The organism is Rhabdobacter roseus, from assembly GCF_014202275.1.
GTDB lineage: Bacteria > Bacteroidota > Bacteroidia > Cytophagales > Spirosomataceae > Rhabdobacter > Rhabdobacter roseus.
Window position 1 is genome coordinate 64,324 of the sequence record NZ_JACHGF010000015.1, and the last position, 24,735, is coordinate 89,058.

A 24,735-nucleotide genomic window follows, 5' to 3' on the forward strand; every position below is an offset into this window, starting at 1 on the left:
TGTAGGTAAGCGGAAAGCGACCTGATAAGTCCGGCGGGGCGCGCGGCATACTTTTTTATTTTTGAAGGAAATCTCCAGCGAGTCTAAAACCCAATATAAACCCACTATTCCATGCGTCTTGGCTACGCCTGCATCAATCTGTCTTTGGGCGAAAGTAAAATTTCCGTCAATCGCTCAATGGTCAAGAAAACATTCTTGGCCAAAGGCGTAACCTATGCGTCGGAATTGGCCCTAAAAAATGTCAGGGACCTGGAGAAGATTACCGACTGGAACGTGCAAAACGGTTTGTTGTTGTACCGCATGAGCAGCGATATGTTTCCCTGGATGAGCGAATACGAGTTTGGTGATTTGCCGGATTTCCTGGAAATAGAAGGGGTACTTTCCCGAATCGGGCAGAAGGCCAGGGCCAGCCATTTGCGTCTGACGTACCATCCCGGGCCCTTTAACGTGCTGGCTACTAAAAGTGCCGATGTGCTGCGCAAAACGAGTAAGGAACTACGACAACACGGCGAAGTGATGGACCTGCTTGGCTTGCCCCGTAGTCCCTTCGCCAAGATCAATATCCACGTAGGCGGGGCCTACGGAGACAAAGCGACGGCCATCGACCGTTTTTGCGAAAACTACGCCCAACTACCCCATACCGCCCGTCTCCGACTGACGGTAGAGAACGATGATCGCCCCAATCTGTTTTCAACTAAGGACTTATTGGAAATCCACCGGCGCGTCGGCATTCCGTTGGTCTTTGATTACCATCATCATCAACTGCACCCGGGCGGTTGGGCGGAAGCTGAAGCCATGACTGCCGCCGCCGCTACCTGGCCGCTGGGAGTTCCGCCCATCGTTCATTATTCGAGTTCGCGCCGGACTTTTGAGGAGCCGCTGGCCGCTGAGGTAGCCCACGCCGATTATGTATACCGATTCATCGACCTGCACGGTCAGGAAGTGGACGTTATGTTGGAAGCCAAGGCCAAGGAACGCGCGGCGCTGAGGTACCTTGAAGAATTTCCCGCTTGCGGAGCGCCTTGATTTTGCATTGGGGCTTACGTAAACCGGCTATTCTACCTGTACATGGATGGGCGCTAAGGGGTACCTGTAGGCGGAAATTGCGCAGGTACCTTTATGGCTTTTGTTCCGTTTTTACGCGCGTATATTTTTCTATAATCACCCGGTCAATCCCCAGCGCCTCTACTTTCTCGACGCCTTTCTGAATGAGCGTATCGTTTTGGATGTTGACGGTAAACGAGAAGGTGTGGTTTTCCCAGGCCGGATCCGAGAAGTAGTCCAGGTGCTCCGTATAAGTGGAATCCACCAACGTGTATTTGCCGCCACCGGCGGAATAGGGGGCCACCGTATTGGCATCGATAGTGTGATTCAGAAAAGCGAAGTGGGTTTTGTTCAAGATCTTGATCATGCTACGCGTCGAATCGAAGGTCGAAAAAGTACTGTCCCTTTCCATAGTCGTGGCCGAAATCAATTCCCAGGTACCTTCCAGGGGAAGCTGATCGGGTTTGGAATGGCACGAAAACAGGAGGCAGGGTAGTAGTAAAAGAACGCAGGTAGCGGTACGATGCATGGTAAAACTGGTTTTTGAAGGCTTTTTTTTTACAAGTACCTAAATAAAGTACCTACCTCGGGCGGAGACAGGTACTTTGTTTAGGTACTTGGTCAAATCTACTTCCCTGGTGTAAGGATGATATTCCGGTACTCCACCGGGCCGTGGTCGCCCTGGATGTAGAGCGGGCCGGGCTCGCCTTCGTTACTATCGAGCGCGCCGCCGGTGATGCCGGGAATTTCCTGGTTGGTAATGACGCGTTGGCCGTTGACGTCGAGGGTGATCATCCGGCCAATGAGCGTGACGTCGAACGATTGCCACTCGCCGGGTTCCTTGGCGACCATCTCGCTGGGAGCGATGAAACCGTACACGCCGCCGAGCTCACCCACGGAGGGTTGCAGGCCTTTGCCATCCGTCACCTGCACCTCGTAACGGCCGCGCAGGTACACGCCGCTGTTGCTGCCTTTGGGGATGCGAAACTCCACGTGCAGTTTGAAGTCGTCATATTTTTCATCCGTAATCAGGTTTGCGCCGGATTTCTCGCTTTTCAGCACGCCATTCTGCATGGTCCACTGGTTGGTGGCGGTGGAGGCGTGCCAGCCTTTGAGCGTGTTACCTTCCGTGAGTTTTACGGGCTTTCCCCAGCTGGGCGCCGAGGTACGGCGCAGGGCCGGGGCCCGCACGCCCGTCCAGTTGTGGGTTTTTCCGCTGGGGGTGGTGAGGGTACCTTTCATTTGATCGCCCTGGACGGTACCCTGCACCGAGAACTGTCCGTCGCCGCTTTCCCATTGCGGGGGAATGGAGAAATTAAACGTACCGTCTTTGAAATGTACCTCCGAAATGGGCCGGGCGCTGCCCGACACCGACACAAACCGACCGACCAGGGTACGCGTACCCGAGTGCGTCACTTCCAGCCACGACGGGGCCGGTTTTCCATCCATATCAACGGTGATGTCCCACCTTCCCTCCAGCGGGGTGGCCAGGGGGCGGGCTTTCAGGTTACCGGCTTGCATAGCCAGTAGGACCGTAAGTGCTGGTACCAGGCAGTAGTGGAAAAAGGAGCGGGATTTGATTTGACGTAAGGTGTTCATGCTATTTTTTAGAGATAAAGATGTTAAGGTAGGCATAAAAAGGAAATGAAAGGTAGGTAGGTTCCGTCCCGGTCATTTGAGCCGTTGATTACCCAAAAAAGCGCATCACAATCCATTCTATACTTGCCCGACCGGCTTTAATTTCTGTAAAAGAAGGGATTGTTAGGCGACCTAGCGGTCGTGTGTTTCGGGCGTGCCGGGCGATGGCTGAGAAAAGTACCCCCTTTTGCTTTTAGGTACCTACCCACGAGTTCTGTTTCGTATGGATAGGGCTGATTCAGGGTATCCTGCCCTCCTCCACCGTCTGGCACAGTAGGCTTCCGGCCAAAGCGCTTTTATTGGAGCGACTTCTCCTGGGGGCTCCCGTCAATCTTTACGTACCTTATCTAAACCCTGATTCATGCCTTTTCAAACCCTTACGTTCATGCGGTTCCCGACACCTTCCCGACTCCTATCGCTACTGCTGGTTTGTGTCCTTATTTCCACCCACGCTTTTGCCCAAAAAAAATGGCAGGACCTGACTACCGTGGAGGATATCTGTACCTACATGCCGGAAACGATGAAGAAGATGCTCGACCAGTTTAATCTGGAGGCGCCGGGCCTGGAACAGGCGAAGCAAGCCCAAGCCAAGGGCGATTTGGTGCAGGCTTGCCAAGCATTACTGGCCTATTACAAGAACGGAAACACGGCTACCTACCTACGCAAAGCCCTGCCGCCTGCTACAACCAAAACCGTGGCCGCGGCAGACACAACCCTTAACTACGTATTTGTGGTGCAGAACGTACGGGGCGTACCACCTCTACTACCCGACGGCCACCGCGACTGGTACTACAAAGGCCCGAATAATGACAAAGAGTGGGCTTGGCTCTCGAACCGCCATTCGCAACTATCAGAGGTATACAATGCCTACCTGGAAACCGGAAACCCCAAATATGCCCGGTACATCGATGCCTTTTTGCGGGATTTTATTATCAAAAGCAGGCCCTATCCCGCGGTGAAAAGTACTACGTCGGTCTGGCGGGGACTGGAAGTAGCCGCGCGGGTGAAGGTATGGTCGCGGATATTCTACGGGCTGGTTGGTAGTCCGTACTTTTCGCCGGCCACGCAGCTGCTGATGCTGAGCAGTCTGCCCGACCACGCCCATTACAACCGGTACTTTCACGCCGGAAACAACTGGCTCACAATGGAAATATCGGCGCTGGCTACGGCGGCTACCAATTTCCCGGAATACAAGCAGGCCGACGAATGGCTCACCTACGCCATCGACGCCATGACCGAAAGTATGAAGGGCCAGGTATATCCCGATGGCATCCAGACCGAACTCACCTCGCACTACCACAACGTGGCGCTGGCTAATTTTGCGCTTTTTAAAGACATCTGCGACCGGGCCAAGCGTCCATTGCCCGACTTCTTCAATCAAACCATCGTGAGCATGTACGACTACATTGCCCGGGCCATTCGCCCCGACGGGTACCGTATCCTGAACAACGACGGGGATCGGGGTAGCGACCGGGAATTGCTCCTGAGAGCGGCCGAAAAGTATAACAAACCCGAGTGGGCCTACCTGGCTTCCAACGGGCAGCAAGGTACCAAACCCGCGCAGGGGCCGTCGTACTTTTTTCCGTGGGCGGGCCAGTTGATTTCCCGCTCTGGGTACGATGCCCGCGCGCAGTGGTCGTTTTTTGACATTGGCCCCTGGGGAAGTGGACATCAGCACAATGACAAGCTGCATATTTCGGTGTCGGCCTACGGACGCGATTTGCTGGTGGATGCGGGGCGTTTTGCGTATACCGGTGAAATCGCCGAAAAATTCCATCCCTACGCGGCCAGCAGCGCCGGGCATAACCTGGTTTTGGTCGATGGGCAAGGACAAAAACCCGGACCAACCCTGGCCAAGGTACCCCTGAACGATACCCATATCAAAATCACCCCCGAATTTGACTACGCCACCAACGAGTTTGCCGACTTCAAAAATACGGAAGGTACCGCCCGCCATACGCGCGCGCTACTCTACGTACGCGGCAAGTTTTGGGTCGTAGTGGACCGCATCCAAACCGACCGGCCCCGGAAAATAGAAACCCTGTGGCACTGGCATCCCGACTGCACCGTGACCCAAGACGGAAATACGATCAAGACGAATAATACCCAGGGCAACCTGGCGATCATTCCGGTAGGTACCTCTGGAATGGATATTCCCCGAATGGATATTCGTTTTGTCAAAGGGCAGGAACAGCCCGAAATCCAGGGTTGGTACAGTCCGGAATACAACGTGTACATGCCCAATACGGCCACCATTTACAGTGCCAACGTTGCCCGCGACCAGACTTTTGTCTGGCTGCTCTTCCCCTCCGCAGGCAAAACGCCCGCCGTAAAAGCCAGGATTTTAAGCGAAAATGAGGAAGAAGTACGGGTGGAAGTTACGGCCGAGGGTAGGACGTGGAAGATGAAAGTACCTTATAGCGATAGCAGGAAAGTGGGGATGGAGAAGTGATCTTCCGGATGCAAATACCCCCGCCGCGCCCAAATACCTGCTCGACGGCGCGGTACCCAACCCGGAAAGTACCTGATACAGCACCCCGGCTCAAGGTACTTTTGGGCGGAGCAAAGCCAGTATTGTCATTTTTTATTCAAAGTACAACCAGTTCCAGTAGTACTTTTAGGAAAAATGAACGTAAGGATATAAAGGGTATCGCAAAAATATCTTTGGTAAGACTAGCTAAAAATCCATCAAAGTACCCCCGCTAGAAAAGAAAGTATGGTTTGGGTGGGTTTTGGAAGCTAAGTGGCGAAAAGTAACTACCTGAAACTAAGTGTGGTAAAAATTTATTGTAATTTTTTTAGTTGGTGCGTAAGGGTTTTGCCCCCCTTTTCTGGTCTAGTAGTGTAATAATGAGGTAGTCACGGTGGAAGAGAGATTATAAAAGTACCTCATGAACCCAAAGTAGGTTTTTCGTAAGTAAAAATATGGTTTCGCACGCGCGATCCAAAGATTTTCATCATAGGTTGATTGATTTAAAGGGGCTCTGACTATCGGAGCTCTCTTTTTTTGTGCCCGGTCTGTGAGCGGGCATCCGGACCAGAAAACCCGCCGACTCCCTATCTTTGCGAAAAACCATAGACCTATGACTACCGCCGAAGAGCTGCTGGATTTGCTGAATCTGGAGAAAATAGAGGAGAATATTTTTCGGGGCGACAACTACCTGGCCCCCTGGAAGCGGGTGTTTGGCGGGCAGGTACTGGCCCAGGCGCTGCAAGCCTGCTACCAAACGGTACCCGAAGGGCGCTTTGCCCACTCCATGCACGCCTACTTCATCCTGGCGGGCGACATCAACCACCCCATCATCTACGACGTAGACCGCATCCGGGACGGAGGTAGTTTCACGACCCGCCGCGTGGTGGCCATCCAGAAGGGCAAGCCTATTTTTAGCATGAGCGCCTCGTTTCAGTCGGTGCAGGAGGGGCTCGACCACCAGATCAGTATGCCCAATGTACCCCCGCCCGACGTCCTGGTGTCGGACGAGAAGCTGGCGGAGGCCTTTAAGGAAACCGCGCCCGACGTGTACCGTACCCTGGCCTTTCCGCGGCCCATGGAGTTTCGGCCCGTCGAAAAAATAAACCCCACGCTCCTACGCAAAAACCCGCCCTTTCGGCACGTGTGGCTCAAATCCAACGGTGCGCTACCCGACGACCTCCGTCTGCACCAGATCATCCTGGCCTACGCCTCTGACTACAACCTGCTTACCACGGCCACGCTACCGCACTTTGACAAAGTACGTCCCACGGAGCTCTTCCTGGCCAGTCTCGACCACGCCATGTGGTTTCACCGGGAGTTTCGGGTGGACGAATGGCTCCTCTACGCCCTCGACAGCCCCAGCGCCTCCAACGCCCGCGGCTTCACGCGCGGCAACATCTTCACGCAGGACGGCCGCCTGGTCGCTTCCGTCGTGCAGGAGGGCCTGATCCGCCCGCGTGACTAGGTACTGCTGGGGAGGGCAGCGTTGTGGTGAGGCCGTCACGTGGCCGTGCAGGGTAATACGCTGGCCCGGGTACTCGGCACGGTCTACGGCCAAGTCGGGTAGCGGTAAGAGAGACGCTGGTATAAGTCTGTTTGTAAAGTAAATGCAAAAGGGTCAGAGAACTAAATATCAAGATACTTGATAGAATGAGATAGAATATAACTACCTTACACTGATGAAAGGCTAGTGCTTTTATAAAACAATGGATTAGTACGGATGCTATTTCGCTTTTTGTTCCCATGAATCAGTATCGATCTAATTTCAGACTATGGCAAGTGAGCACTGGTATCTTTTATTGGCTGATGATGACGACGACGATGTCCATTTTTTTAAGGAGGCCTTAGACGACCTACCCATAACCGCCCGGCTTGAGGTCGTGCAGGACGGCGAGCAACTCATACAATGGCTCAGCCGGCCGGCCGAGCCGCTTCCCGACGTGCTTTTCCTTGACCTGAATATGCCCCGTAAGGGCGGTGCCGAATGCTTGGTTGAACTGAAGCGCGACCTAAAGCTAGAGCACCTTCCGGTTGTTATACTCTCTACTTATTTTGAGCCAGCGATGGCCAATCTACTGTACAAAAACGGAGCGCACTACTGTATGCGTAAGCCGACCGATTTTTTCCGTCTCAAACAACTCATCCACCAGGTACTTACCCTACTGGCGTCAGCCAACGGGCAGCAACCGCCCAAAGAAGGATTTGTTCTCAACGGTACTTTAAACTGATACCACGATGGAAGTGGCCGGGAAAATTCTTTCTACCAACACATTTCCTGTGGTGGGTATTGGGGCATCGGCAGGCGGCTTGGAAGCCTTTCGGAAATTACTGAAAGCCATTCCCGAAAAGTCAGGAATGGCCTATGTGCTGGTGCAGCATTTGGCTCCCACGCACGAAAGTCATCTGCCCGAACTACTGCAAAAGGTTACTTCCATTCCGGTATTGGAAATAGCGGACGAGATAAAAGTGGAGCCGGACCATATTTACATCTTGCCCAGCAACAAAATGCTGGTGGCCAATGACGGCGTACTGCAACTGAGTCCCCGCCCTACCAAAAAAGGCAAACTGAACCTGCCCATCGACCTTTTTTTTACTTCTTTGGCCGAGATTCACCAAAGTAATGCCATCGGGGTGGTTTTATCGGGCACCGGTAACGATGGTACCCAGGGACTAAAAGCCATCAAAGAGTACGGAGGGATCACCTTTGCCCAGGACGAAGCCTCGGCAGCTCATGCCGGTATGCCCCAAAGTGCTGCCCAGGCCGGGGTAGTTGACTTCGTCTTACCGCCCGAAGAAATACCCCCAAAAGTGTTGGCCCTCACCAACCTCATCCATGGAAATGCGGGAAATGAATCCGCCACCCCGATGGCGGATAATGAGGCATTTAAGCAAATTCTGGCGCTCCTGCGGATCCGCCGGGGGACCGATTTTACCTATTACAAACAAACCACCATCCGCAGGCGTATTCTGCGCCGGATGGCCATTCACAAAAACGAAGCGCCGGCCGACTACCTGAAGTATCTACGGGACAATAAACCAGAGCAGGATAGCCTCTATCAGGATTTACTCATTCCCGTGACGGACTTCTTCCGTGACCATCCCGTATTTGATCATCTGAGCGAGTCTGTTTTTCCGCACCTGGTCAACAAAACCGCCGGTGAAGCCATCCGCATCTGGGTGGCGGGCTGCAGCACCGGCCAGGAAGCCTACTCCATTGCAATATGCTTCAAGGAATTTCTGGGCGGTAAGCCAGAACGAGTCCAAATCTTTGCCAGCGATCTGAGCGCTCCCGCCATTGCCAAAGCACGCCTGGGCCTGTATACCAAGGCCGAAGTGGATACGGTATCCCCCAACGACTACAGGAGTTCTTTACAAAAACCAAGGATACGTATCAGGTAAATAAGGACGTGCGGGACATGTGTGTCTTTGCCCCGCACAATTTTTTAAAAGATCCTCCCTTCGGCAGGCTCGATTTTATCAGTTGCCGCAATGTGCTGATTTACATGGAGCCCTACCTGCAAAAGAAAGCGCTCACGACCTTTCATTATGCCTTAAAGCCCAACGGGTTTTTATTGTTGGGTAAGACCGAAACCATCAGTCTGGTTCCCGACCTGTTTGCCTCAGTGGCCAGGAGCGATAAATTATTTTCCCGTAAAGAGGGGCCTGGTCGCTCGGCGCACCTCGCCAGCGGACAAAGTGAAACCAGCCTGAGCCGGGCGAACGAAAATCCGAAACTTGAAATTGGGCGTACCGACTTTCAAAAAACGGCAGATGACCTTATTTTGGCCCGATACACCCCCGCCGGTGTGGTCGTCGATGAGGCCCTGGACATTGTCTATTTTCGGGGCAACACCAGCCGGTATTTGGAGCAATCGACCGGCAAGCCCACCCATAATTTGTTATTGCTGGCGAAATACGGGTTGACCTTTGAGCTACGCAACCTGTTGCATAAAGCGCAAAAAGGGCAGGTGGCCGTCAGTAAAGAAAATATTCCCCTTCAGTTGGATAATGTGTCGCGCAGCATTTCGATTGAAGCAATCCCGCTGCCGACTACCGTCGATCCCCATTATTTAGTGCTGTTTCACGAAACGGATACCATCGGTCATCGGCGATCCGTGCCGCCGAAAGGAGGGCAGGCGAAAAAAAAAGATTCAAGCGCCAACCAGGACGTAAAGGACCGGCGCATCCACCAGTTGGAGCAGGAGCTGGCCCAGGCCCGTGACGATATGCGCGGCATTACCCAGGACCAGGAAGCCGCTAATGAAGCGCTGCAAAGTGCCAACGAAGAGCTGTTGAGCGGCAACGAAGAGTTGCAGAGCCTGAATGAAGAATTAGAAACGGGTAAGGAAGAACTACAAAGTACCTATGAGGAGCTGACGATTGTCAACCAGGAAATGATTAGCCTCAATGAGCAGCTAATCTCCGCACGGGATGCCGAAGGGCAGGCGAACAAACGGTTTCAATTCATTGCCGATGCCATGCCGCAAAAAGTTTGGACTGCCGATCCAGGCGGCAATATTGATTATTATAATCAAACCTGGCTGGCCTACACGGGACTTCACTTTAAGGATTTAAAAGACTGGGGATGGAAGCAAATCATTCATCCCGAAGATTGGGAAGAAACTAAAAACCGCTGGCAGCAATCCATTGACACTGGGGCTGACTTTGAGATGGAGCACCGGTTTTTAAATGCGGAAGGGCACTATAAGTGGCACCTCAGCCGGGGTTTGGCGCAAAAGGATGCAACCGGTGCCATCAGCCTGTGGATTGGCACCAACACGGAGATTGATCAGCAGAAAACCCACCAGAAAACCTTGGAAAAAGCCGTCGCCGAACGGACGCACGAATTGCAGCAAGCTAATCAAACGCTGGCCGATAAAAACGGAGAGCTTCAACAGAAGAATAAAGAATTGGAAGCCTTCACGTACGTATCGAGTCATGACTTACAGGAACCGCTGCGCAAAATACAAGCCCTGTCGGGTCGCATCCTGGAAAAGGAGACCTTGACCGAGCGTGGCAAAGATTCTTTCCAGCGTATGCAGAAAGCCGCCCAACGAATGCAGCAACTCATCCATGATTTGCTGGCTTTTTCCCATCTGAATGCCGCCGAACGAATCGTGGAGAGCACCGACCTCCGCCTACTTGTGGAGGAGGTCGCCGGTGAGCTGAGTGACACCATGGCCGAAAAACGGGCCACCCTGGACGCCACAGAACTCGGCTCTGCCCCCATTATCGAGTTTCAGTTTCGCCAACTCCTTCACAATCTGATTGGTAACGCACTTAAATTTTCCAATCCGGAGGTCCCGCCCCACATCATACTCAAGAGCCGGATGGTACCAGGCAGCCAACTCCCGAACTCAACGCTTTCACCCGAAAAAACATACTGTCACATCCTGGTCGAGGACAATGGCATTGGCTTTGCCCCCCAGTACAGCGAAAAAATATTTGCCGTATTTCAACGCCTACACGGCAGGAGCCACTACAAAGGCACCGGCATTGGCCTGGCCATAGTAAAAAAAGTCGTGGAGAATCACCAAGGCCTGATAACGGCCACCAGCGAGCCGGGCAAAGGTGCCAGGTTTGATATTTATATTCCGGCGTAGCGTTGCTCAACCCTCGCCCCATCCGCCTATGAGGGAATTGAACCAAGTCAACTTCGGGCTGAACGGCTTTACCCTATTAGATGATCAATGCGACTGCTGCCTACCCCGAAAAGTCTCAGATCGGCGCATAGCTTGGTACCTCGCCTTCATACTGTCTTCCGCCAAGCCAGGGAAGAGCTAGTTTTACCCTGGCGCGGTAGTAATTATTTTGGTGTCTGGCAACCACATAGGAATGACTTGCCACCTCTTGTATTTTTTGATAAGCAAGCCATGCATGAGCCTCAAACATGGTTAGGACGGATCATACAAAACATGTCAGACTATTTGGTGAATATCTTCTTTAGGACGCATTACGGCGTAGCTACACTATTTCTACCCAAGGGGTTGGTTCTATGGCCGTTGTTGTGGATCCTATTAGTGAAAGTGCGGTCAAGTTTTATGGCAAATATGGCTTTACTTTATTACCAGATAGCGGCAAAAGGGTTCTCCCCATGAAAGTCATAGCGCAGCTTTTTTAATCATAAAGTACCTGCTACTAGCATAGCTCTTGATGGCTTAAAAACAAGGAGAGCATAAAAGCCGCCGGGCTACTCCGCGACCAACGCATCGAGTACTTTCCTGATTTTGGGATCGCTGGGGCGGGGGGCGTTGGCGTTGATGATTTTGCCGTCTTTACCCACCACCATGTAACGCGGAATGGAGCCGAGCTTATGTTCCTGAATGAACTTTGAACCCTCGGGCTTTAGGATTTTGAAACTGTTCTCGGTAAGGTTAATTTCTAAGCGCTCGGCGGCCTTACTCCACTTCATATAGTTATCGTCGAGCGAAAAAAACACGACCTCCAGGTTTTTATGCTCATAGTCTTGCAAGATGCTTTTGGAGTACTTCATTTCTTCAATACAGGGGGCACACCAGCTGGCCCAAAAATCCAGGTAAACCACTTTGCCTTTTTTCTGTTCCAGCACCTCTTCAATGGTGAATTGCTCCCGGTTGAAGGCCATCAAATGGAGATCCGAAGGGGTGGTATTCAGCAATTTATCCCGCTCGTATTTGGCCTGGGCTTGCTGAATGAGACGGGCATCCGTCACGGAATTGACAAATGCCTTTAAGTAGGTATCCGTTTCGTCCGGAAAGAAGTTGTCAATTTTACCCAGGCTGAGAAAGAGCAACTGATCTTTCACCGCCGGACTCAGTAGGGAAGAGTGTTGGGCCAGCGAGAAGCTTTCCTTCGGATCTCGGAAATAATAGTGATTCGCTACGGTCCATTGGGCCCGCGAGGTGATGTATTTTTTCTCAAAATGATCCAGGCATTGGTTAAAATAGGTATCCTGAAAACGCAGGTTTTTGAAGCTACCCGTAAGCGCGCGGGCCGCCTGGGTAGAATCCATCGAGCCCGACATGATGGCTAGTTTGAGAGGCAAATGGGCGTACTTTTGCTGATAAAAACGATAGACGTCGTCCGAAATGTGTTTATGGGCATGTAGTGAATCGAGTACCTGCTGGCTGTTCCTTTTCAGATCGTTCGCCGAAGGAAGAAGGTCGCTCCCCATTTGATTTTCAAGGGTTTCGAGGTATAAGCCTTTTTCATAGCCTTTCCTGGCGCTTTGCCTTTCGCTCTCTTTTGGATCATCAAAGAAATACTTGAAAGCTGTCATACGGGTATCATCCGCCATGCCCGCGGTCAGGTAAGCGCCCGGGTACTTTTGGTTGATGATGGCTTCGACGTTTAGATCGTGGGGCGCGTAGGTACCCGCTGCATGCTTGATGACGACGGGTTTAGCGGGGTCGAAGCTCATCACCAGGGAATCACCCTTATGGACCAAAAAGTCTTGGAACTCAAAATAGCTCAGGTACCTTCTGAGTATGGCCCGATCTGACGAAGTGGTATAAGCCGCCGCTTTATTTTTCGCTATTTCATCAAACCAATAGCCTTCGCGTTCAAAGCCGTCATAAAAGACAACATACTCAAGCCTTCCCGTATTTCGCTTGGTTTTTGTATTCAGCGCACTGTTGAAGACGGGCTTATCAACAAACTGAATATGCACAACGCCCGGCTCTGTGTTTTGAGGGGTACTTTCAGGAGGGGCTTCAGCCGTGGTTTTGTCTTGGGACGAAGGCTTACCGCAGCTGAGCAATAAAGTAAGCGCGAGCAGGCTGCTCAAGCCGGAAAGGGAGAGGGCGAGGATTTTTGTCATGGGGAAGTTGGCTATGGAATGGATTCATACGTATGCGCGATTTATTAACTAGCTATACCCTAACGCGATCCCGCTACCCGTTTTCCTCTGCGCTGCTGTGCCGCTTAGGTACCCTAAACAATTTTCTGTTTGCCCTGTCTTCCCCTCATCAAGCCGGAACGGCGGTGATTTTCTGCGCCACGTTCTTGTGAAAAGAAGCGATCACGCGGCCGTGCAGGAAGGGATACAGGTACTTTTCACGGATGAGCGAGGGGCAGCTACCCTTGTAGAGCGTCCGGTGAACTACCTCCGTAGCGCCCTCAGCGGCGGTCCGGAACGAAAGCCGCTGGCTGCCTTCGGTCTTGCCGCCTTCGATGTACGAAAACTCAATGTACTTCTCGGCCTCGTTGATGGCCGTAATTTTGTGCGCCACCGCAATGTTAACCAGCCCCCAGAATAGACTAATATTCAGAAAAATGATTTGCCCGGTTTTAAGGCCGTCGTAATCGTCTTCGAGGTAGGTGAGCTCCTGTTCCTGCTGGCAATACTGGCAGCCAAACGACACCATCGGACTGCGCCAGGTGTCGCGCGGGGGGATGCTCAGGTAGGTACGCCACACCTGCTCCAGCGGCTGCTCCACCCGAAACGTACGGCTGTGCTCGTAGTAGTGGTCGGCGGAGGCCGGATTGTAGTTGGTTGCTTTCAGCTTCTTGAAATCCTTGACTTGGCACAGATTCCGTTCCTGGAGGTAGGCCTGGATGGTTTTCTGAGGAATGCGTTCAAAATCGACGGTGGGGGTGTTTCCGGAGCGTTTAGTAAAAGTCATGGATGGGAGCTGTGCTGCGAATGGTACCTGAATCTCTAACGAAGAAAGGGTATTTTTGGCATAAACTACTTATAAAAAACCTTCGATAAGCTTAGGAATGGGTAGTTTGCTTGGTCAGGCCCAGCGGAGTGGGCAGGCCGTCGAGGCTGGTGAGGTTGTTCTGTTTTACATACTGAGCCAGCCCGGTTTCCCCCTTTTTTTCGGCCCAGTCGAAGTGAATATCCCGCTCACCGACGTACTCAAAAAGCGGTACCCCAAAGCCGCAGGAGGTTTGTACCAGCTCGATGTCGGCCAGGATGAGCTGGCGGGTACTGGGGTAGATCGTAAAAAGCGGCGCGTAGTGGTCCCAATCCGCCGTGCCGGGCAGTACCGTGCGCCCTTGGCCGTAGAGCCGCAGGATGTTGGGGGCGCCTTCAAAGGAGCAAAACATGAAGGTGATACGGCCGTTTTCGAGCGTGTGGGCGGAGGTTTCGTTGCCGCTACTCACCAGGTCCATGTACCCCACCTGGCTCTCCGAAAGTACCCGAAAGCAATCCAGGCCCTTGGGCGAGAGGTTGACGTGTCCGTCGGCGCTGAGCGGGGCCGTACTGACGAAGAAGATGTGCTGCTTTTCAATAAACTCCCGGTGGGCGGGTTTGATGAAATCGTGAAATTTACCCATAGCTAATGGAAGAGGATGGATCTTGAATAAAACACGTCTAGCGCGTGTATAGCCTGCCAGACTAGCACGAATGTAGCAAATTATCAAACAGGTACTTGTATAAAACGCGGCAAAATGACCTTCGCTAGCCGCACAAGGTTGTGCTCCCGGCTGGGACGACGTATATTGCAGTAGCTAAAGCAGAAGCCACAAAAGAGAGGTACCTACAAACTACAAACTCAACACCCGATATGTCCAACCTGACCATGATCATTGAGGAGCGGCCCGCCGATATTGGCAATTTCCTCGTAGGCCGTTTGCTTCCCTTCAAAGGAAAAAGAATGGTAGGCCCCTTTATTTTCATTGACCACATGGGTCCCGTCGCCATGGATGCCACCGACAACGTCGACATCGGACCGCACCCGCACATTGGGCTTTCTACGCTGACGTACCTCTTCGAAGGCGCCGTACTGCACCGCGACTCGCTGGGAACGGAAGTGGAAATCATGCCCGGCCAGGTAAACTGGATGACCGCCGGAAAAGGCGTGGTGCATTCGGAGCGTACGCCCGAGCGCCTCCGGGGTACTTCCAAAAACCTACACGGCCTACAAATTTGGGTGGCCCTACCCAAGGCGCTTGAAAACATGGATCCGGCTTTTTACCACGCGGAGGCCTCCGAACTACCTGCCTGGGAACAAAACGACGTTGCCTACAAGTTGCTGGCCGGTACGTTCCGGGGGCATGAGTCGCCGATTCCGGTGTACAGCCCACTTTTCTTACTGGAAATAACCTCCAACGTCCGGCAACGGATCGACATCGGCGCTGATCTTTTTGGCGAAGTAGGTATGTACATTCTGGAAGGAGCGGTGCAGTGCGAAGGTACCTGGCACGAGCCTAAGCGGATTCTGGTAACCAAGCATACCCAGCTGTGTGCCTTTGTAATGGAGGCGGGTAGTACGGTGTACCTCTTTGGGGGAGAGCCTTTTGCGGAAGAAAGGTACATTTACTGGAACTTCGTGGCCAGCGACCTACAGACGATCGAAAAAGCCAAAGCCGATTGGCAAAACCAACGTTTTCCCACCATCGAAGGCGAATCCGACCCCGTGCCACTTCCCGGAACCCCTCCCGGCTTGCGGCAAAAACTATAGTTTCCTGAAGGCTATCAATTCTTCAAAAAAACTGGCTACCGATCCGACAGCGCGAAGCTAACCGCCAGGTAGGGGAGGGCGTAGGTCGTCGAGAAATTCCTTTGCCAGTTGTCGAGGGGTACTTTGGTTCGGTAGGCCTGACGGCCGTAGAGGTAGGCTACTTTTACGCCTACGGCTCTGGATACCCACAGCCGCGCGTAAATCTCCGACTGGCCGCTGCTGCCCGGCCACGCCAGCGGTAGGGTACTTAGCATGACCGGCCTGCTGGGGACTAACCCCTGATAGTAGGCCGCTCCCTCACCGGGTGTAGGGGTACTTTTCTGGTAAAAGGCATCTCGCTTCCGTCCCCACGACACCCCCACCAGATCGGTATGCAAACCCAGGTCAATGGGACCCAATCGCAGGCTTGCGCCCGCCATCAGGCTTAGCCCCTGCGCCGACTGGCGTCTGTAGTAGAGGGTGTCTTTGGGCGTACTTGAGCGAGCAGAAAGCAAGGTAACTTCGCCCCCATAAAAGCCCCAGGCGCGCAGGCCCAGCCCCAGATGAAGCCAGGGTGCCCTGTGCATACTTACCTCTTCGGAGTAAGCCACCGAAGGTACCCCCTGCGTGCGGCTAAATCCGGTGCCCACATCCAGTGCCGCCCGCACCTTGGATTGCTGCTGGGCATAGCCAAGGGTACTTGTCAGCAGCATGATCGTCAAAAATGGGTAGTTGTGTCTCATGAGGTTAGGAGTGAGGTGGATGCAGCAGCGCTACCGGTCGCTTGGGACTACTATAAACGTACTAAAACAACTTTAGGATTACCGGTCCTGGCGATAAATATTATCGAATGGTACCTGTCTGGTTAAAAAGACGACGGACTTTTGGGGTAGATTTTCGATGCGATACCTGAAAATACTACTTTTGTAGCTTAGAAGCGGTACTACCGGTTGGTGATTCCGCTTTGTACCTAATCTTTTATCTTCATGCTGCCTACTACTCCATTCGATCAGACTACCGCTTATAAGAAACTCAAAGCCCATCATAAGACAATCGCTAAGAAGCACTTACGGGAGCTTTTTGCCGAAGATCCCGACCGCTTCCGGAAGTTCAACATTCGGTTGGGTGACCTTATCTTAGATTATTCCAAAAACCGCATCAGTACCCGCACGCGTACCTACCTGGTGCAACTGGCCGAGGAATGCGGGCTGGCCGGGGCCATCGAGCAAATGTTCAGCGGAGCGAAAATCAACGCCACCGAAAACCGCGCCGTGCTGCACGTGGCCCTGCGCAACCGCTCCAACGTGCCCATTGAGGTAGACGGCAAGGACGTGATGCCGGACGTGAACGAGGTACTTGAAAAGATGAAAGTCTTCTCGGGCAAAGTACGCTCGGGCGAGTGGAAGGGGTACTCGGGCAAGGCCATCACCGACCTGGTGAACATCGGGATCGGTGGGAGCGACCTGGGCCCGGTGATGGTAACGGAGGCGCTGAAGGCCTACGGCAAAAAAGGCCTGAACCTGCACTTTGTGTCCAACGTAGACGGTACCCACATCGCCGAAACCCTCAAGGTACTTGACCCCGAAACGACGCTTTTTATGGTTGCGTCCAAGACCTTTACTACCCAGGAGACCATGGCCAACGCCCACTCGGCCCGGGCGTGGTTTCTGGAAAAAGCGGGGGACGAAGCCCACGTGAAAAAACACTTCGTGGCCATCTCGACCAACCGTGAGCAGGTGGAGAAGTTTGGGATCGATCCGGAGAACATGTTCGGTTTCTGGGACTGGGTAGGCGGGCGGTACTCGCTCTGGTCGGCCATTGGGCTGTCCATTGCCTGCGGCATCGGGTTCCAGAACTTCGAGCAGTTGCTGGCCGGGGCCCACGACATGGACAACCACTTCCGGACCACCAAGTTTGAGCGCAACATGCCCGTGATCCTGGCCCTGCTGGGGATTTGGTACAACAATTTCTTCGGGGCGGAGTCGCACGCCATACTGCCCTACGACCAGTACCTGCACCGCTTCGCGGCCTACTTCCAGCAGGGCGACATGGAGAGCAACGGCAAGTACGTGGGCCGCGACGGCCAGCCCGTCAGCTACCAAACGGGCCCGATCATCTGGGGCGAGCCGGGTACCAACGGGCAGCACGCTTTTTACCAGCTCATTCACCAGGGTACGAAGCTCATTCCGTGCGACTTCATCGCCCCGGCCATCAGCCACAACCCGCTGGGCGAGCACCACAAGATGTTACTCTCCAACTTTTTCGCCCAAACCGAAGCCCTCATGAACGGCAAAACCCGCGAAGAGGTAGAGGCCGAGCTGGCGGGTAAAAGCCGGGAAGAAATCGACGCGCTGGCCCCTTTCAAGGTTTTTGAAGGCAACCGCCCTACCAATTCTATTTTGGTGAAAAAAATAACGCCCCGCGTGCTGGGTAGTTTGATAGCCCTTTACGAACATAAAATATTTGTGCAAGGGGTACTTTGGAATATTTTCAGTTTCGACCAGTGGGGTGTGGAGCTGGGTAAGCAGCTGGCCAACAAAATATACCCCGAGCTCCAGAACGACTGGCCCATTTCCGAGCACGACAGCTCCACCAATGGCCTCATCAACCAGTATAAGCGCTGGCGGTAGGGGTACTTTGGATATATAATGTGCCTTTTTAAAAAGGTAGTTAAAGAAAGCCTGATACTAGGACAAAATACGGGTCCGAACCATTGATAAGTTTTCTTTAAACATTAGACTGCTACGCGGCCAATCAGCGCATAGCTTGTGTTTATTTATCAGCCGGGTTAAAAACAAAGAGTTATATTTTTCATAGTTCTAAATTGAGTAGATTTGTAGTAGCTGCCGCAGGAGCTTCTGTCCAGAAGTAGCCGCGGCGTGAAGGATAATTGGCCCAACCATGAAAAAGCATTACCGCTCCGACCAAAACTGCCTGAACTGTGGCACCACCGTTACCAGCAAGTTTTGCCCTGAATGCGGGCAAGAAAACCTGGAACTGCACGAGAATTTTTGGCACTTAGCGCTGCACAGTGTAGGGCACTACTTTCATTTTGAGTCTAAGTTTTTCAATAGTTTTGTGCCTCTTTTTACAAAACCAGGGCACCTCACCAAAGAATACTTTGCTGGCAAACGAGCCTCGCACCTCAACCCGATCAGCATGTACATCTTCATCAGCATTGTTTTCTTCACCCTATTCAGCATCAATAGCAGTATCAACAAAAAAGATATTATCAAGGACAATGAAAAAGGGATTGCCAGGAATAGCAATGCCCTAAAGGCAGCACCGGCAGAAGATAAGGCTCAGGCGAAGCAGGCTATAGCCGAAGTAAGAAAAGCAATATCCGACGAAGTAGCCGCCGGTACTATGCCCCAACAAGCCGCTGCTCATACCTACACTATACTTAATAATACCGAAGCGGCCCAAAGTACCAGCCAGGACACGAACCAACGGGCTAACCAGCACGCAGTGGTTACTACCAAACCGGTGGTAAAAGCCTCTTCTGATGCGGTGGTAGTGTACCAAAAGGAGCCGGAACTACGTGCGGAAGAGGAACAGGATAACGAAGCCATGCAATCCCTGCAAACCAAGTTTAGAACCGTCATGGATGATGATTTGAGCAGCGAGCTTTTTAAGAATAAGATGATGAGCCATTTGCCCAAAGTGATGTTTATTCTGCTGCCTTTGTTTGCCCTTATCCTGATGCTGGTGCACCGGCGGTCATCCAAATACTACATCGAGCACCTGGTTTACTCCATTCACGTGCACTCTTTTATTTTCCTGTTTGTTTCTATCCTAATGGTAATCAGCTGGATAGTGCCGTCGCTCTCCGACTGGATTCAGGCTTTCGGCGTCGTTGTGGTAGTCTGGTACATCTACATGTCCTTACGAAATACGTACAAGAACTCGCCCTGGCGTACCATCTATAAGTTTTTCCTGCTGTCCTTTGCTTATAGTTTTTTATTGACGATCTCTGGCCTGCTGGTGGTGCTGGCAACGCTGTATACCCTGTAAGCAGCAGCGGCACTTGATCGGCTTAAGTAGAATGAATGCTTAGAAATTGCAGGAAAAGAAGAAGGGCCTAGTCGGAGCCGAAAAGATTTTTTACCCTTTTGTAAAAACCTGAAGCTTTGTCGGCATAGTTGTTAATATCTTCCACTACACCATCTACATTGTGTTTTTCCCAAAGAGTACCAAACGTTTTGCTGCGGGGCTTGTCTATGTTCAGCAGTCGGTTTCCCTGCCGCTCCTCTTTAATGCCCTGTACCTCAGAAAGCACATACTGCTTGTTGAGGAGCACGTAAAACTGGGTTGTCTGGCCGGGACGTACCTCGTAGCTTGCCGAATCCAGATCGGTGTAGATGCCTATCCACTCCTTCTGTTTCCTTAACTCCACCTGTAGTGTATTCAGTTTATAGTCTGGCTTTAGCGTCCAGAGGCCATCCACAACTACATTGCCTATCCGGACACTCAGTTTGCTGGAGTTGGCCTTTAGGAGGGGCAAGCCCAGGTGGGTACTTTGCCCAAAGCCCGGCGTTGCCAGCAAGGCCAAAAAAAGCAAGGCGGTTACGGCAACATATCTTCGCTTTTTCATGAACCTAAAAGGATGACAGCATCTTTCAAAAAGGGCAGCAGAGTACTGGGTAAGTGGCTCCTGCCGCCTCTCAAAAGTACAATAGCTACTTTAAAATAACAATTTAATGTTAAACCTTGACCTATTCGCGCGAATTACCTCCTGCCGTCTTACAGTGAATCAACGATGGCCACCTGTACCCAACGGATCACCGCTTCACGAGTTATTTATATCAACGGCAGCCAGAAAAAAGCAGCGCGGTAGCGGCCTTACAACCACGGCCACGCCCGGTTGTTCACCCGTCTCTGTCGGGGCTAGGGGTACTTTGTTTACTTGATCAACAGTACCTTGTCCGGTTGGGTTGTGCTGTCGTTCCCCGGCTTGTAGCTATCCCCTTCGCCCTTGTTACCGGCGGTTGGTGGCGCTACTAAAGCGAGGCTTTTATGGCTATATCATTACATTACACTATACCTTTGAACATCATGTTCCGCATCACAAAAAAAAACTATCTACTTGGGCTGGCCTTGCTGGGCCCCCTGAGCGCCTGGGCGCAGCTCACCGTAAGCTACCCCGCCAACCGCGCCGTTTTTCAACGCAATAATGCCAACCAGGCTACCGTCTACGTGGCGGGCTACCATGCCGTGTGTCTGGACCGCGTCGAGGCGCGGTTTGTGCCGCGTGCCGCCGGGCAGGGTACGGCGGTAGACTGGTTTGTGGTGCAGGATAATCCGCAGGGCGGGCATTTCTACGGCTCCCGGACGGTGCTGGGTGGCTGGTACCGGTTGGAAGTACGGGGCGTTCGGAACGACTCGGTCATTGTGCAGGATGCCGTAGAGCGCGTGGGCGTGGGCGAAGTGTTTGTGGTAGCGGGGCAATCCAACGCCACCGGCGGCGACGGGCTCCCCAACGGGCCGGGCGCTACCGACGACCGCGTCAATAGCGTCGATTTCCAGAACCTCAATCAGCAGGGGCCGATCAGCTACGCCGACACCCAGCTCCCTTTCCCGGTATTTGTACACTTCGATGCCCCCGTTAAGCCCGCGCCCTTTGGCAACTACGCCTGGTGCTGGGCCGCCTTTGGCGATGTGATGGCCGCCCAGCTCAATGTACCCATTCTGATTTTCAACGCGGGCTGGTCCGGCTCGGGCATCCGCAACTGGCGCGAGAGCATCCCGACCAACGCCAACTCGGTGAGTGACTTTGGGTACCCTTATCCGAGCGGAATGCCCTTCGGACACCTGCGGCTGGCGCTCAACTACTACGTAGCGCAGCAGGGATGCCGGGCGGTACTTTGGCACCAGGGCGAAACTGACAACTACGCTAATCGCAGCCGCGAAGACTACCGCTCCGACCTCCGTACGCTGGTGGAAACGAGCCGCAGCCTGTCGGGGAAGAACAACCTGGCCTGGGTGGTGGCGCGGGCGTCGCGCTTTACGGTGGAGGGTACTTCCCGCACCTGGCAACCCGTGATCGATGCCCAGAACGACGTGGCGGGCGTCAACGGTACTTCGGACCCCAACGTGTACCTGCCGTACGTATTTCCCGGCCCCGAAACCGACCCGCTCATAGGCCCCGACTACCGCACCAGCGACGAGGTTCACTTTACCGGCAACGGCCTCATGGCCCTGGCGCAGGCCTGGGCGGGTACTTTACCCATGTCGTTTTTTACAACCAGCTCCACGCCCTACCAGGCCACGCCGCTTCCGCCGGTAAGCGTGGCCTGCGGGGGAAGCACGCTTACCTTTACAGCTCCGGCGGGCGTAGCGGAGTACCGCTGGCACCCGGCTACGGACATTACGCAGGTACTTGGTACCAATCAGCAATACAACGCCGCCAGCGGGCAGTACCGCCTGCGGCAAAAAAATGCCACCAACAACACGGTGTTTTCCGCAACGTTGTCCGTACCGGCTTCGCTGGCGGTGGGCGTGTCGGCGTCGGGTACCAGCCAGGTACCTGCCGGAGGTACGATCAACCTTTTTTCTTCCGCCACCAACGCCTGCGGCGTATCCTGGACCGGCCCCAATGGTTTTAGCAGCCAGGCGGCCAACCCAACTCTTCCCAACGCCAGCGCGAGTCAGGCGGGTATTTACCAGGTGACGGCCCGGAATGTCTACGGTTGCCAAAGCCAAAGTACAGTGTCGGTGGCGGTGAGCAGTAGCACAAGCGGCTCCTGGAGCAGCCCCAGTACCTGGAACTGCGGCTGCCTGCCTACGGCGGCCACCAACGTCGTGATCAGTGCCGGTCACCTTGTCACCGTCGACGCCATCCAGGCCAACGCGCGCTCCGTGGAGTTTCAGGGGGGTACTTTGCAATTTGCCAACGGCGGAAACCTCCTGCTAAACCAGTAACAAAGTACCCTCAAAGTACTTTGAAGTACCTGGGTATGGTTTTTGAGGCTTCCTTTTTGAAAATAAGCAAACCAGCCATGTGCGTGAATCTCAAGACATTCAATGAGTCGTTCCGGGAGTGGGCGCGGCAGCAGGAGGAGGCGGCAACTTTTGAAGACACGGAGCAGCCACCGGGCGACCAACCACCGACAGACAATGAACAGGAACGTACTAATCGCGAGCATCGTAGCCCTCCTGGCCTTCGGGATGGGCTGGTTTTTCCATGATCTGAAAAGCGCTACCTTCGGAAGTACCCCCGGCGAGCCGGTGCCTGACAACGTCCGCGTGCCCGGTGCTGAGCCCGAGTCTTCGGAGTCAGCGGCCGACGCCCCGTCAGGCTACGCGGGGAAAATTTCGGGGAGATTTATTCTAAAAGGGTCCCAATGCGCCGGGTTCGATTTTATCAATCCTACTTCCGCCGCCTGGACCAACGAAGTAGCTTGCCAGTACCCGGATACGCTCAAGCTCCGCTGGCTCGGCAACCGTACTTTTTTTACTCAAGATAGCAAACGGACCAACGAGGCTAGCCCGCCGCGCGTGTGGATTTATGAGGTGATTTCGTTCGACGGACAAACGCTGGTACTCAACAGCCCCTGGACGGGTTGGAACGATTTTAAGGACGAACGCCTGGAGCTGGTGAAAGCCTCGGACTAGCAAGTACCCTGCGGGGGGGACTTGTACTTGTTGTAATTATGCCAAAGTACCCCCGACGACCTAAGAGGAAAGTAGGGCTAGCGCAGCAGCAAAACGCTGCCCGCGCGCGCGTAGGGCACCGAGCTGTCGTAGGCCAGCCGGTAGCGGAGCCGGTAGGTGTAGGTACCCGGCGGAGCGGGGTTTCCGAGGTAGCTGCCCGCCCAGCCCACGGCTGGGTCCGAGCTTTGAAAAATGACCTCTCCCCAGCGATTATAAATTTGTAAGGAAAACTCCGTAAACTGGCAATCATGAACGGCCCGGAAGACGTCGTTGTGCGCGTCGCCGTTGGGCGAAAACGCATCGGGCAAAAAGAGCGGACAAGTACCACAGTCGTCGTAGCTAACCCGCACGGAGGAGGTTGTGGAGCCGCAGACCGTCCGGATGCTTACCGTATAGGTACCCGCGCTGGCCACGGTGTAGCTGGGTCCGGTACTTCCGTCCTGCCACACGTAGCTGGCGGTGGGGTCGTTGAGCCGGATGCTCCAGCGCTGGTTGGTACAAAGTACCGTATCGGCGGGCCAGGTGGGGTCTGGCACGCCTACGTTAAGCGTGACGGTAGCCGTGTCGGCGCAATTGCCGTCGCCTACCCTATAGTGGTAGCGGTACGTACCGGCAGCTAGTGCCGTGGTAGGTACGTAGGTGGTATTGGTCAAGGGCGCGTTATTGACCCCCTGCCAAGTACCCCCGGCGTCTTTGGGGCCGGGGAGCGGGTCCAGGTGGAGCAGGGCGGTCGTAGGGTTACAGAGGGTCAGGGTGGTGTCGCGGCCGGCCTGGGCGCGGATCTGGGTACTGGCTTCCAACACCGAGGCTGCGCCGTAAATGGTACCGTTGAGCCGGAGGTTGGTGCATCGGCGGGTCACACTGGCGTTGGTAGTAGACACCTCGTAGAGCTCGTTTCCGCCCAGGGCGTACATGCGGGGGCGGCCGTCGCGGCAGTCGAGGGTACCGATGGTCACTACTCCAAAAATATTCGAGTTGGCGTTCATTCGCCCCACCAGTTGGGACTGGTTAGCATTGCCGGGTTCGATCCGGACGAGGTTGTTGTTGCGGGCTGCCAGGTAAAGATTCCCTTCAAAAAAAGTCAAATCACCCGCCGCTTGGTACCCTACATTGCCTACGGTGCGGTTGGTGGCGTTGGTGGTGTCTACGACATAAAGATTGGTAGTATTGGCAGTAGCCGCGTATAAAGTACCATTGTCGCTAAACACCAGAGAATTGAAATCATCGCCGGGTGGCGGGTTGAGCGGGCCCACCTGCGTAATGGCGGCCGTTTGGCGGTTGATGCGGTAGAGTATGTTGTTGGCACCGTTGCCGTACAAAGTACCTCCGGGGCTAATGGCGATGTCGAACATGGGGATGCCCGAGTTGCCGATGATTTGTGACGTACACTGGTTGACGTCAAGGAGCACCAAGTCACCGTTACTCATCGATACGTAGGCCTGCTGCGCCTGAGCGGGACCAAGTACCAGCAACAACCAACTCCCCAAAAAGAAACGCACGAAAGATTTCATTCCACTAGCCAGCATAAATAGGTGCGGGTGTTTAATAGGTCGCGAA

At 53.7% G+C, this 24,735-nt stretch carries 19 protein-coding genes; 11 read left to right on the forward strand and 8 right to left on the reverse strand.

Annotated elements, in window-relative coordinates; translation table 11 throughout:
* The first annotated feature begins 111 nt into the window (after positions 1–111).
* Complete coding sequence (gene uvsE, locus HNQ92_RS26455; protein WP_184179176.1) at positions 112–1,026, forward strand: UV DNA damage repair endonuclease UvsE; 915 nt, start codon at positions 112–114, stop codon at positions 1,024–1,026.
* Positions 1,027–1,117: 91 nt separating this feature from the next.
* On the opposite strand, the gene HNQ92_RS26460 is transcribed toward uvsE, so the two are convergent.
* Both HNQ92_RS26460 and HNQ92_RS26465 read right to left on the reverse strand, forming a co-directional pair.
* The gene (locus tag HNQ92_RS26460; RefSeq protein ID WP_184179178.1) at positions 1,118–1,573 is read right to left on the reverse strand and encodes a hypothetical protein; all 456 of its coding nucleotides are present in this window, start codon (positions 1,571–1,573) and stop codon (positions 1,118–1,120) included.
* Positions 1,574–1,671: 98 nt separating this feature from the next.
* Positions 1,672–2,643, reverse strand: coding sequence for a 3-keto-disaccharide hydrolase (locus HNQ92_RS26465; protein ID WP_184179180.1), 972 nt, complete (start codon positions 2,641–2,643; stop codon positions 1,672–1,674).
* Positions 2,644–3,043: 400 nt separating this feature from the next.
* Between HNQ92_RS26465 and HNQ92_RS26470 the strand changes: the two genes are divergently transcribed.
* The 5 genes from HNQ92_RS26470 (at position 3,044) to HNQ92_RS29010 (ending at position 10,758) form a co-directional block, all read left to right on the forward strand.
* Positions 3,044–5,134: an alginate lyase family protein gene (locus HNQ92_RS26470; RefSeq protein ID WP_246440893.1), complete on the forward strand. Its 2,091-nt coding sequence runs from the start codon at positions 3,044–3,046 to the stop codon at positions 5,132–5,134.
* Positions 5,135–5,765: 631 nt separating this feature from the next.
* The gene (tesB, locus tag HNQ92_RS26475; protein WP_184179182.1) at positions 5,766–6,620 is read left to right on the forward strand and encodes an acyl-CoA thioesterase II; all 855 of its coding nucleotides are present in this window, start codon (positions 5,766–5,768) and stop codon (positions 6,618–6,620) included.
* 307 nt (positions 6,621–6,927) lie between these two features.
* On the forward strand, positions 6,928–7,383 hold the full coding sequence (locus HNQ92_RS26480) for a response regulator (protein ID WP_184179184.1): 456 nt from the start codon (positions 6,928–6,930) through the stop codon (positions 7,381–7,383).
* Between the two features lie 7 nt (positions 7,384–7,390).
* On the forward strand, positions 7,391–8,554 hold the full coding sequence (locus HNQ92_RS29005) for a chemotaxis protein CheB (protein ID WP_221307551.1): 1,164 nt from the start codon (positions 7,391–7,393) through the stop codon (positions 8,552–8,554).
* Positions 8,500–10,758 carry a CheR family methyltransferase gene (locus tag HNQ92_RS29010; RefSeq protein WP_343063051.1) on the forward strand — a complete coding sequence of 753 codons (2,259 nt, stop codon included), beginning with the start codon at positions 8,500–8,502 and terminating at the stop codon, positions 10,756–10,758. Before HNQ92_RS29005 ends, HNQ92_RS29010 begins: the two co-directional genes overlap by 55 nt.
* A 587-nt stretch (positions 10,759–11,345) precedes the next feature.
* Here the strand turns inward: HNQ92_RS29010 and HNQ92_RS26490 are convergent.
* From HNQ92_RS26490 to HNQ92_RS26500, 3 genes are all read right to left on the reverse strand, one after another.
* Positions 11,346–12,953 carry a TlpA family protein disulfide reductase gene (locus tag HNQ92_RS26490; protein WP_184179186.1) on the reverse strand — a complete coding sequence of 536 codons (1,608 nt, stop codon included), beginning with the start codon at positions 12,951–12,953 and terminating at the stop codon, positions 11,346–11,348.
* A gap of 148 nt (positions 12,954–13,101) precedes the next feature.
* Positions 13,102–13,758, reverse strand: coding sequence for an SRPBCC family protein (locus tag HNQ92_RS26495; RefSeq protein ID WP_184179188.1), 657 nt, complete (start codon positions 13,756–13,758; stop codon positions 13,102–13,104).
* A 91-nt stretch (positions 13,759–13,849) separates the two neighbouring features.
* A complete protein-coding gene (locus HNQ92_RS26500) occupies positions 13,850–14,419 on the reverse strand; it encodes a pyridoxamine 5'-phosphate oxidase family protein (protein WP_184179190.1) in 570 nt (189 codons plus the stop codon).
* A 230-nt stretch (positions 14,420–14,649) separates the two neighbouring features.
* On the opposite strand from HNQ92_RS26500, the gene HNQ92_RS26505 reads away from it, so the two are divergent.
* Entirely contained in the window at positions 14,650–15,546 is an 897-nt protein-coding gene (locus HNQ92_RS26505; protein WP_184179192.1) for a pirin family protein, read from the forward strand.
* A 35-nt stretch (positions 15,547–15,581) separates the two neighbouring features.
* Here the strand turns inward: HNQ92_RS26505 and HNQ92_RS26510 are convergent, their stop codons facing one another.
* Positions 15,582–16,268 (reverse strand): hypothetical protein, encoded by a 687-nt coding sequence (locus HNQ92_RS26510; RefSeq protein WP_184179195.1) that lies wholly within the window; start codon positions 16,266–16,268, stop codon positions 15,582–15,584.
* A 243-nt stretch (positions 16,269–16,511) separates the two neighbouring features.
* Here HNQ92_RS26510 and pgi point away from each other — a divergent pair, with 243 nt between their 5' ends.
* Both pgi and HNQ92_RS26520 read left to right on the forward strand, forming a co-directional pair.
* Entirely contained in the window at positions 16,512–18,155 is a 1,644-nt protein-coding gene (gene pgi / locus HNQ92_RS26515; protein ID WP_184179197.1) for a glucose-6-phosphate isomerase, read from the forward strand.
* Positions 18,156–18,426: 271 nt separating this feature from the next.
* Positions 18,427–19,539: a DUF3667 domain-containing protein gene (locus HNQ92_RS26520; RefSeq protein WP_184179200.1), complete on the forward strand. Its 1,113-nt coding sequence runs from the start codon at positions 18,427–18,429 to the stop codon at positions 19,537–19,539.
* 67 nt (positions 19,540–19,606) lie between these two features.
* Here HNQ92_RS26520 and HNQ92_RS26525 read toward each other — a convergent pair whose 3' ends face one another.
* On the reverse strand, positions 19,607–20,119 hold the full coding sequence (locus HNQ92_RS26525; RefSeq protein WP_184179202.1) for a hypothetical protein: 513 nt from the start codon (positions 20,117–20,119) through the stop codon (positions 19,607–19,609).
* A 461-nt stretch (positions 20,120–20,580) separates the two neighbouring features.
* On the opposite strand from HNQ92_RS26525, the gene HNQ92_RS26530 reads away from it, so the two are divergent.
* Positions 20,581–22,446 carry a sialate O-acetylesterase gene (locus tag HNQ92_RS26530; RefSeq protein WP_184179204.1) on the forward strand — a complete coding sequence of 622 codons (1,866 nt, stop codon included), beginning with the start codon at positions 20,581–20,583 and terminating at the stop codon, positions 22,444–22,446.
* Between the two features lie 195 nt (positions 22,447–22,641).
* Complete coding sequence (locus tag HNQ92_RS26535; RefSeq protein ID WP_184179205.1) at positions 22,642–23,139, forward strand: hypothetical protein; 498 nt, start codon at positions 22,642–22,644, stop codon at positions 23,137–23,139.
* 77 nt (positions 23,140–23,216) lie between these two features.
* Here HNQ92_RS26535 and HNQ92_RS26540 read toward each other — a convergent pair whose 3' ends face one another.
* A complete protein-coding gene (locus HNQ92_RS26540; protein WP_184179207.1) occupies positions 23,217–24,689 on the reverse strand; it encodes a T9SS type B sorting domain-containing protein in 1,473 nt (490 codons plus the stop codon).
* Positions 24,690–24,735 lie beyond the last annotated feature (46 nt).

What these genes read in the sequence shown, in the direction of transcription:
- HNQ92_RS26535 (WP_184179205.1), top strand. Translation starts at nt 22,642, where the DNA reads ATGAACAGGAACGTACTAATCGCGAGCATCGTAGCCCTCCTGGCCTTC.
- HNQ92_RS26470 (WP_246440893.1), top strand. Translation starts at nt 3,044, where the DNA reads ATGCCTTTTCAAACCCTTACGTTCATGCGGTTCCCGACACCTTCCCGA.
- HNQ92_RS26495 (WP_184179188.1), bottom strand. Translation starts at nt 13,758, where the DNA reads ATGACTTTTACTAAACGCTCCGGAAACACCCCCACCGTCGATTTTGAA.
- HNQ92_RS26525 (WP_184179202.1), bottom strand. Translation starts at nt 20,119, where the DNA reads ATGAAAAAGCGAAGATATGTTGCCGTAACCGCCTTGCTTTTTTTGGCC.
- HNQ92_RS26500 (WP_184179190.1), bottom strand. Translation starts at nt 14,419, where the DNA reads ATGGGTAAATTTCACGATTTCATCAAACCCGCCCACCGGGAGTTTATT.
- pgi (WP_184179197.1), top strand. Translation starts at nt 16,512, where the DNA reads ATGCTGCCTACTACTCCATTCGATCAGACTACCGCTTATAAGAAACTC.
- HNQ92_RS26460 (WP_184179178.1), bottom strand. Translation starts at nt 1,573, where the DNA reads ATGCATCGTACCGCTACCTGCGTTCTTTTACTACTACCCTGCCTCCTG.
- HNQ92_RS26530 (WP_184179204.1), top strand. Translation starts at nt 20,581, where the DNA reads ATGTTCCGCATCACAAAAAAAAACTATCTACTTGGGCTGGCCTTGCTG.
- HNQ92_RS26480 (WP_184179184.1), top strand. Translation starts at nt 6,928, where the DNA reads ATGGCAAGTGAGCACTGGTATCTTTTATTGGCTGATGATGACGACGAC.
- HNQ92_RS29005 (WP_221307551.1), top strand. Translation starts at nt 7,391, where the DNA reads ATGGAAGTGGCCGGGAAAATTCTTTCTACCAACACATTTCCTGTGGTG.
- HNQ92_RS26465 (WP_184179180.1), bottom strand. Translation starts at nt 2,643, where the DNA reads ATGAACACCTTACGTCAAATCAAATCCCGCTCCTTTTTCCACTACTGC.
- HNQ92_RS26505 (WP_184179192.1), top strand. Translation starts at nt 14,650, where the DNA reads ATGTCCAACCTGACCATGATCATTGAGGAGCGGCCCGCCGATATTGGC.
- uvsE (WP_184179176.1), top strand. Translation starts at nt 112, where the DNA reads ATGCGTCTTGGCTACGCCTGCATCAATCTGTCTTTGGGCGAAAGTAAA.
- tesB (WP_184179182.1), top strand. Translation starts at nt 5,766, where the DNA reads ATGACTACCGCCGAAGAGCTGCTGGATTTGCTGAATCTGGAGAAAATA.
- HNQ92_RS26520 (WP_184179200.1), top strand. Translation starts at nt 18,427, where the DNA reads ATGAAAAAGCATTACCGCTCCGACCAAAACTGCCTGAACTGTGGCACC.
- HNQ92_RS26510 (WP_184179195.1), bottom strand. Translation starts at nt 16,268, where the DNA reads ATGAGACACAACTACCCATTTTTGACGATCATGCTGCTGACAAGTACC.
- HNQ92_RS26490 (WP_184179186.1), bottom strand. Translation starts at nt 12,953, where the DNA reads ATGACAAAAATCCTCGCCCTCTCCCTTTCCGGCTTGAGCAGCCTGCTC.
- HNQ92_RS26540 (WP_184179207.1), bottom strand. Translation starts at nt 24,689, where the DNA reads ATGAAATCTTTCGTGCGTTTCTTTTTGGGGAGTTGGTTGTTGCTGGTA.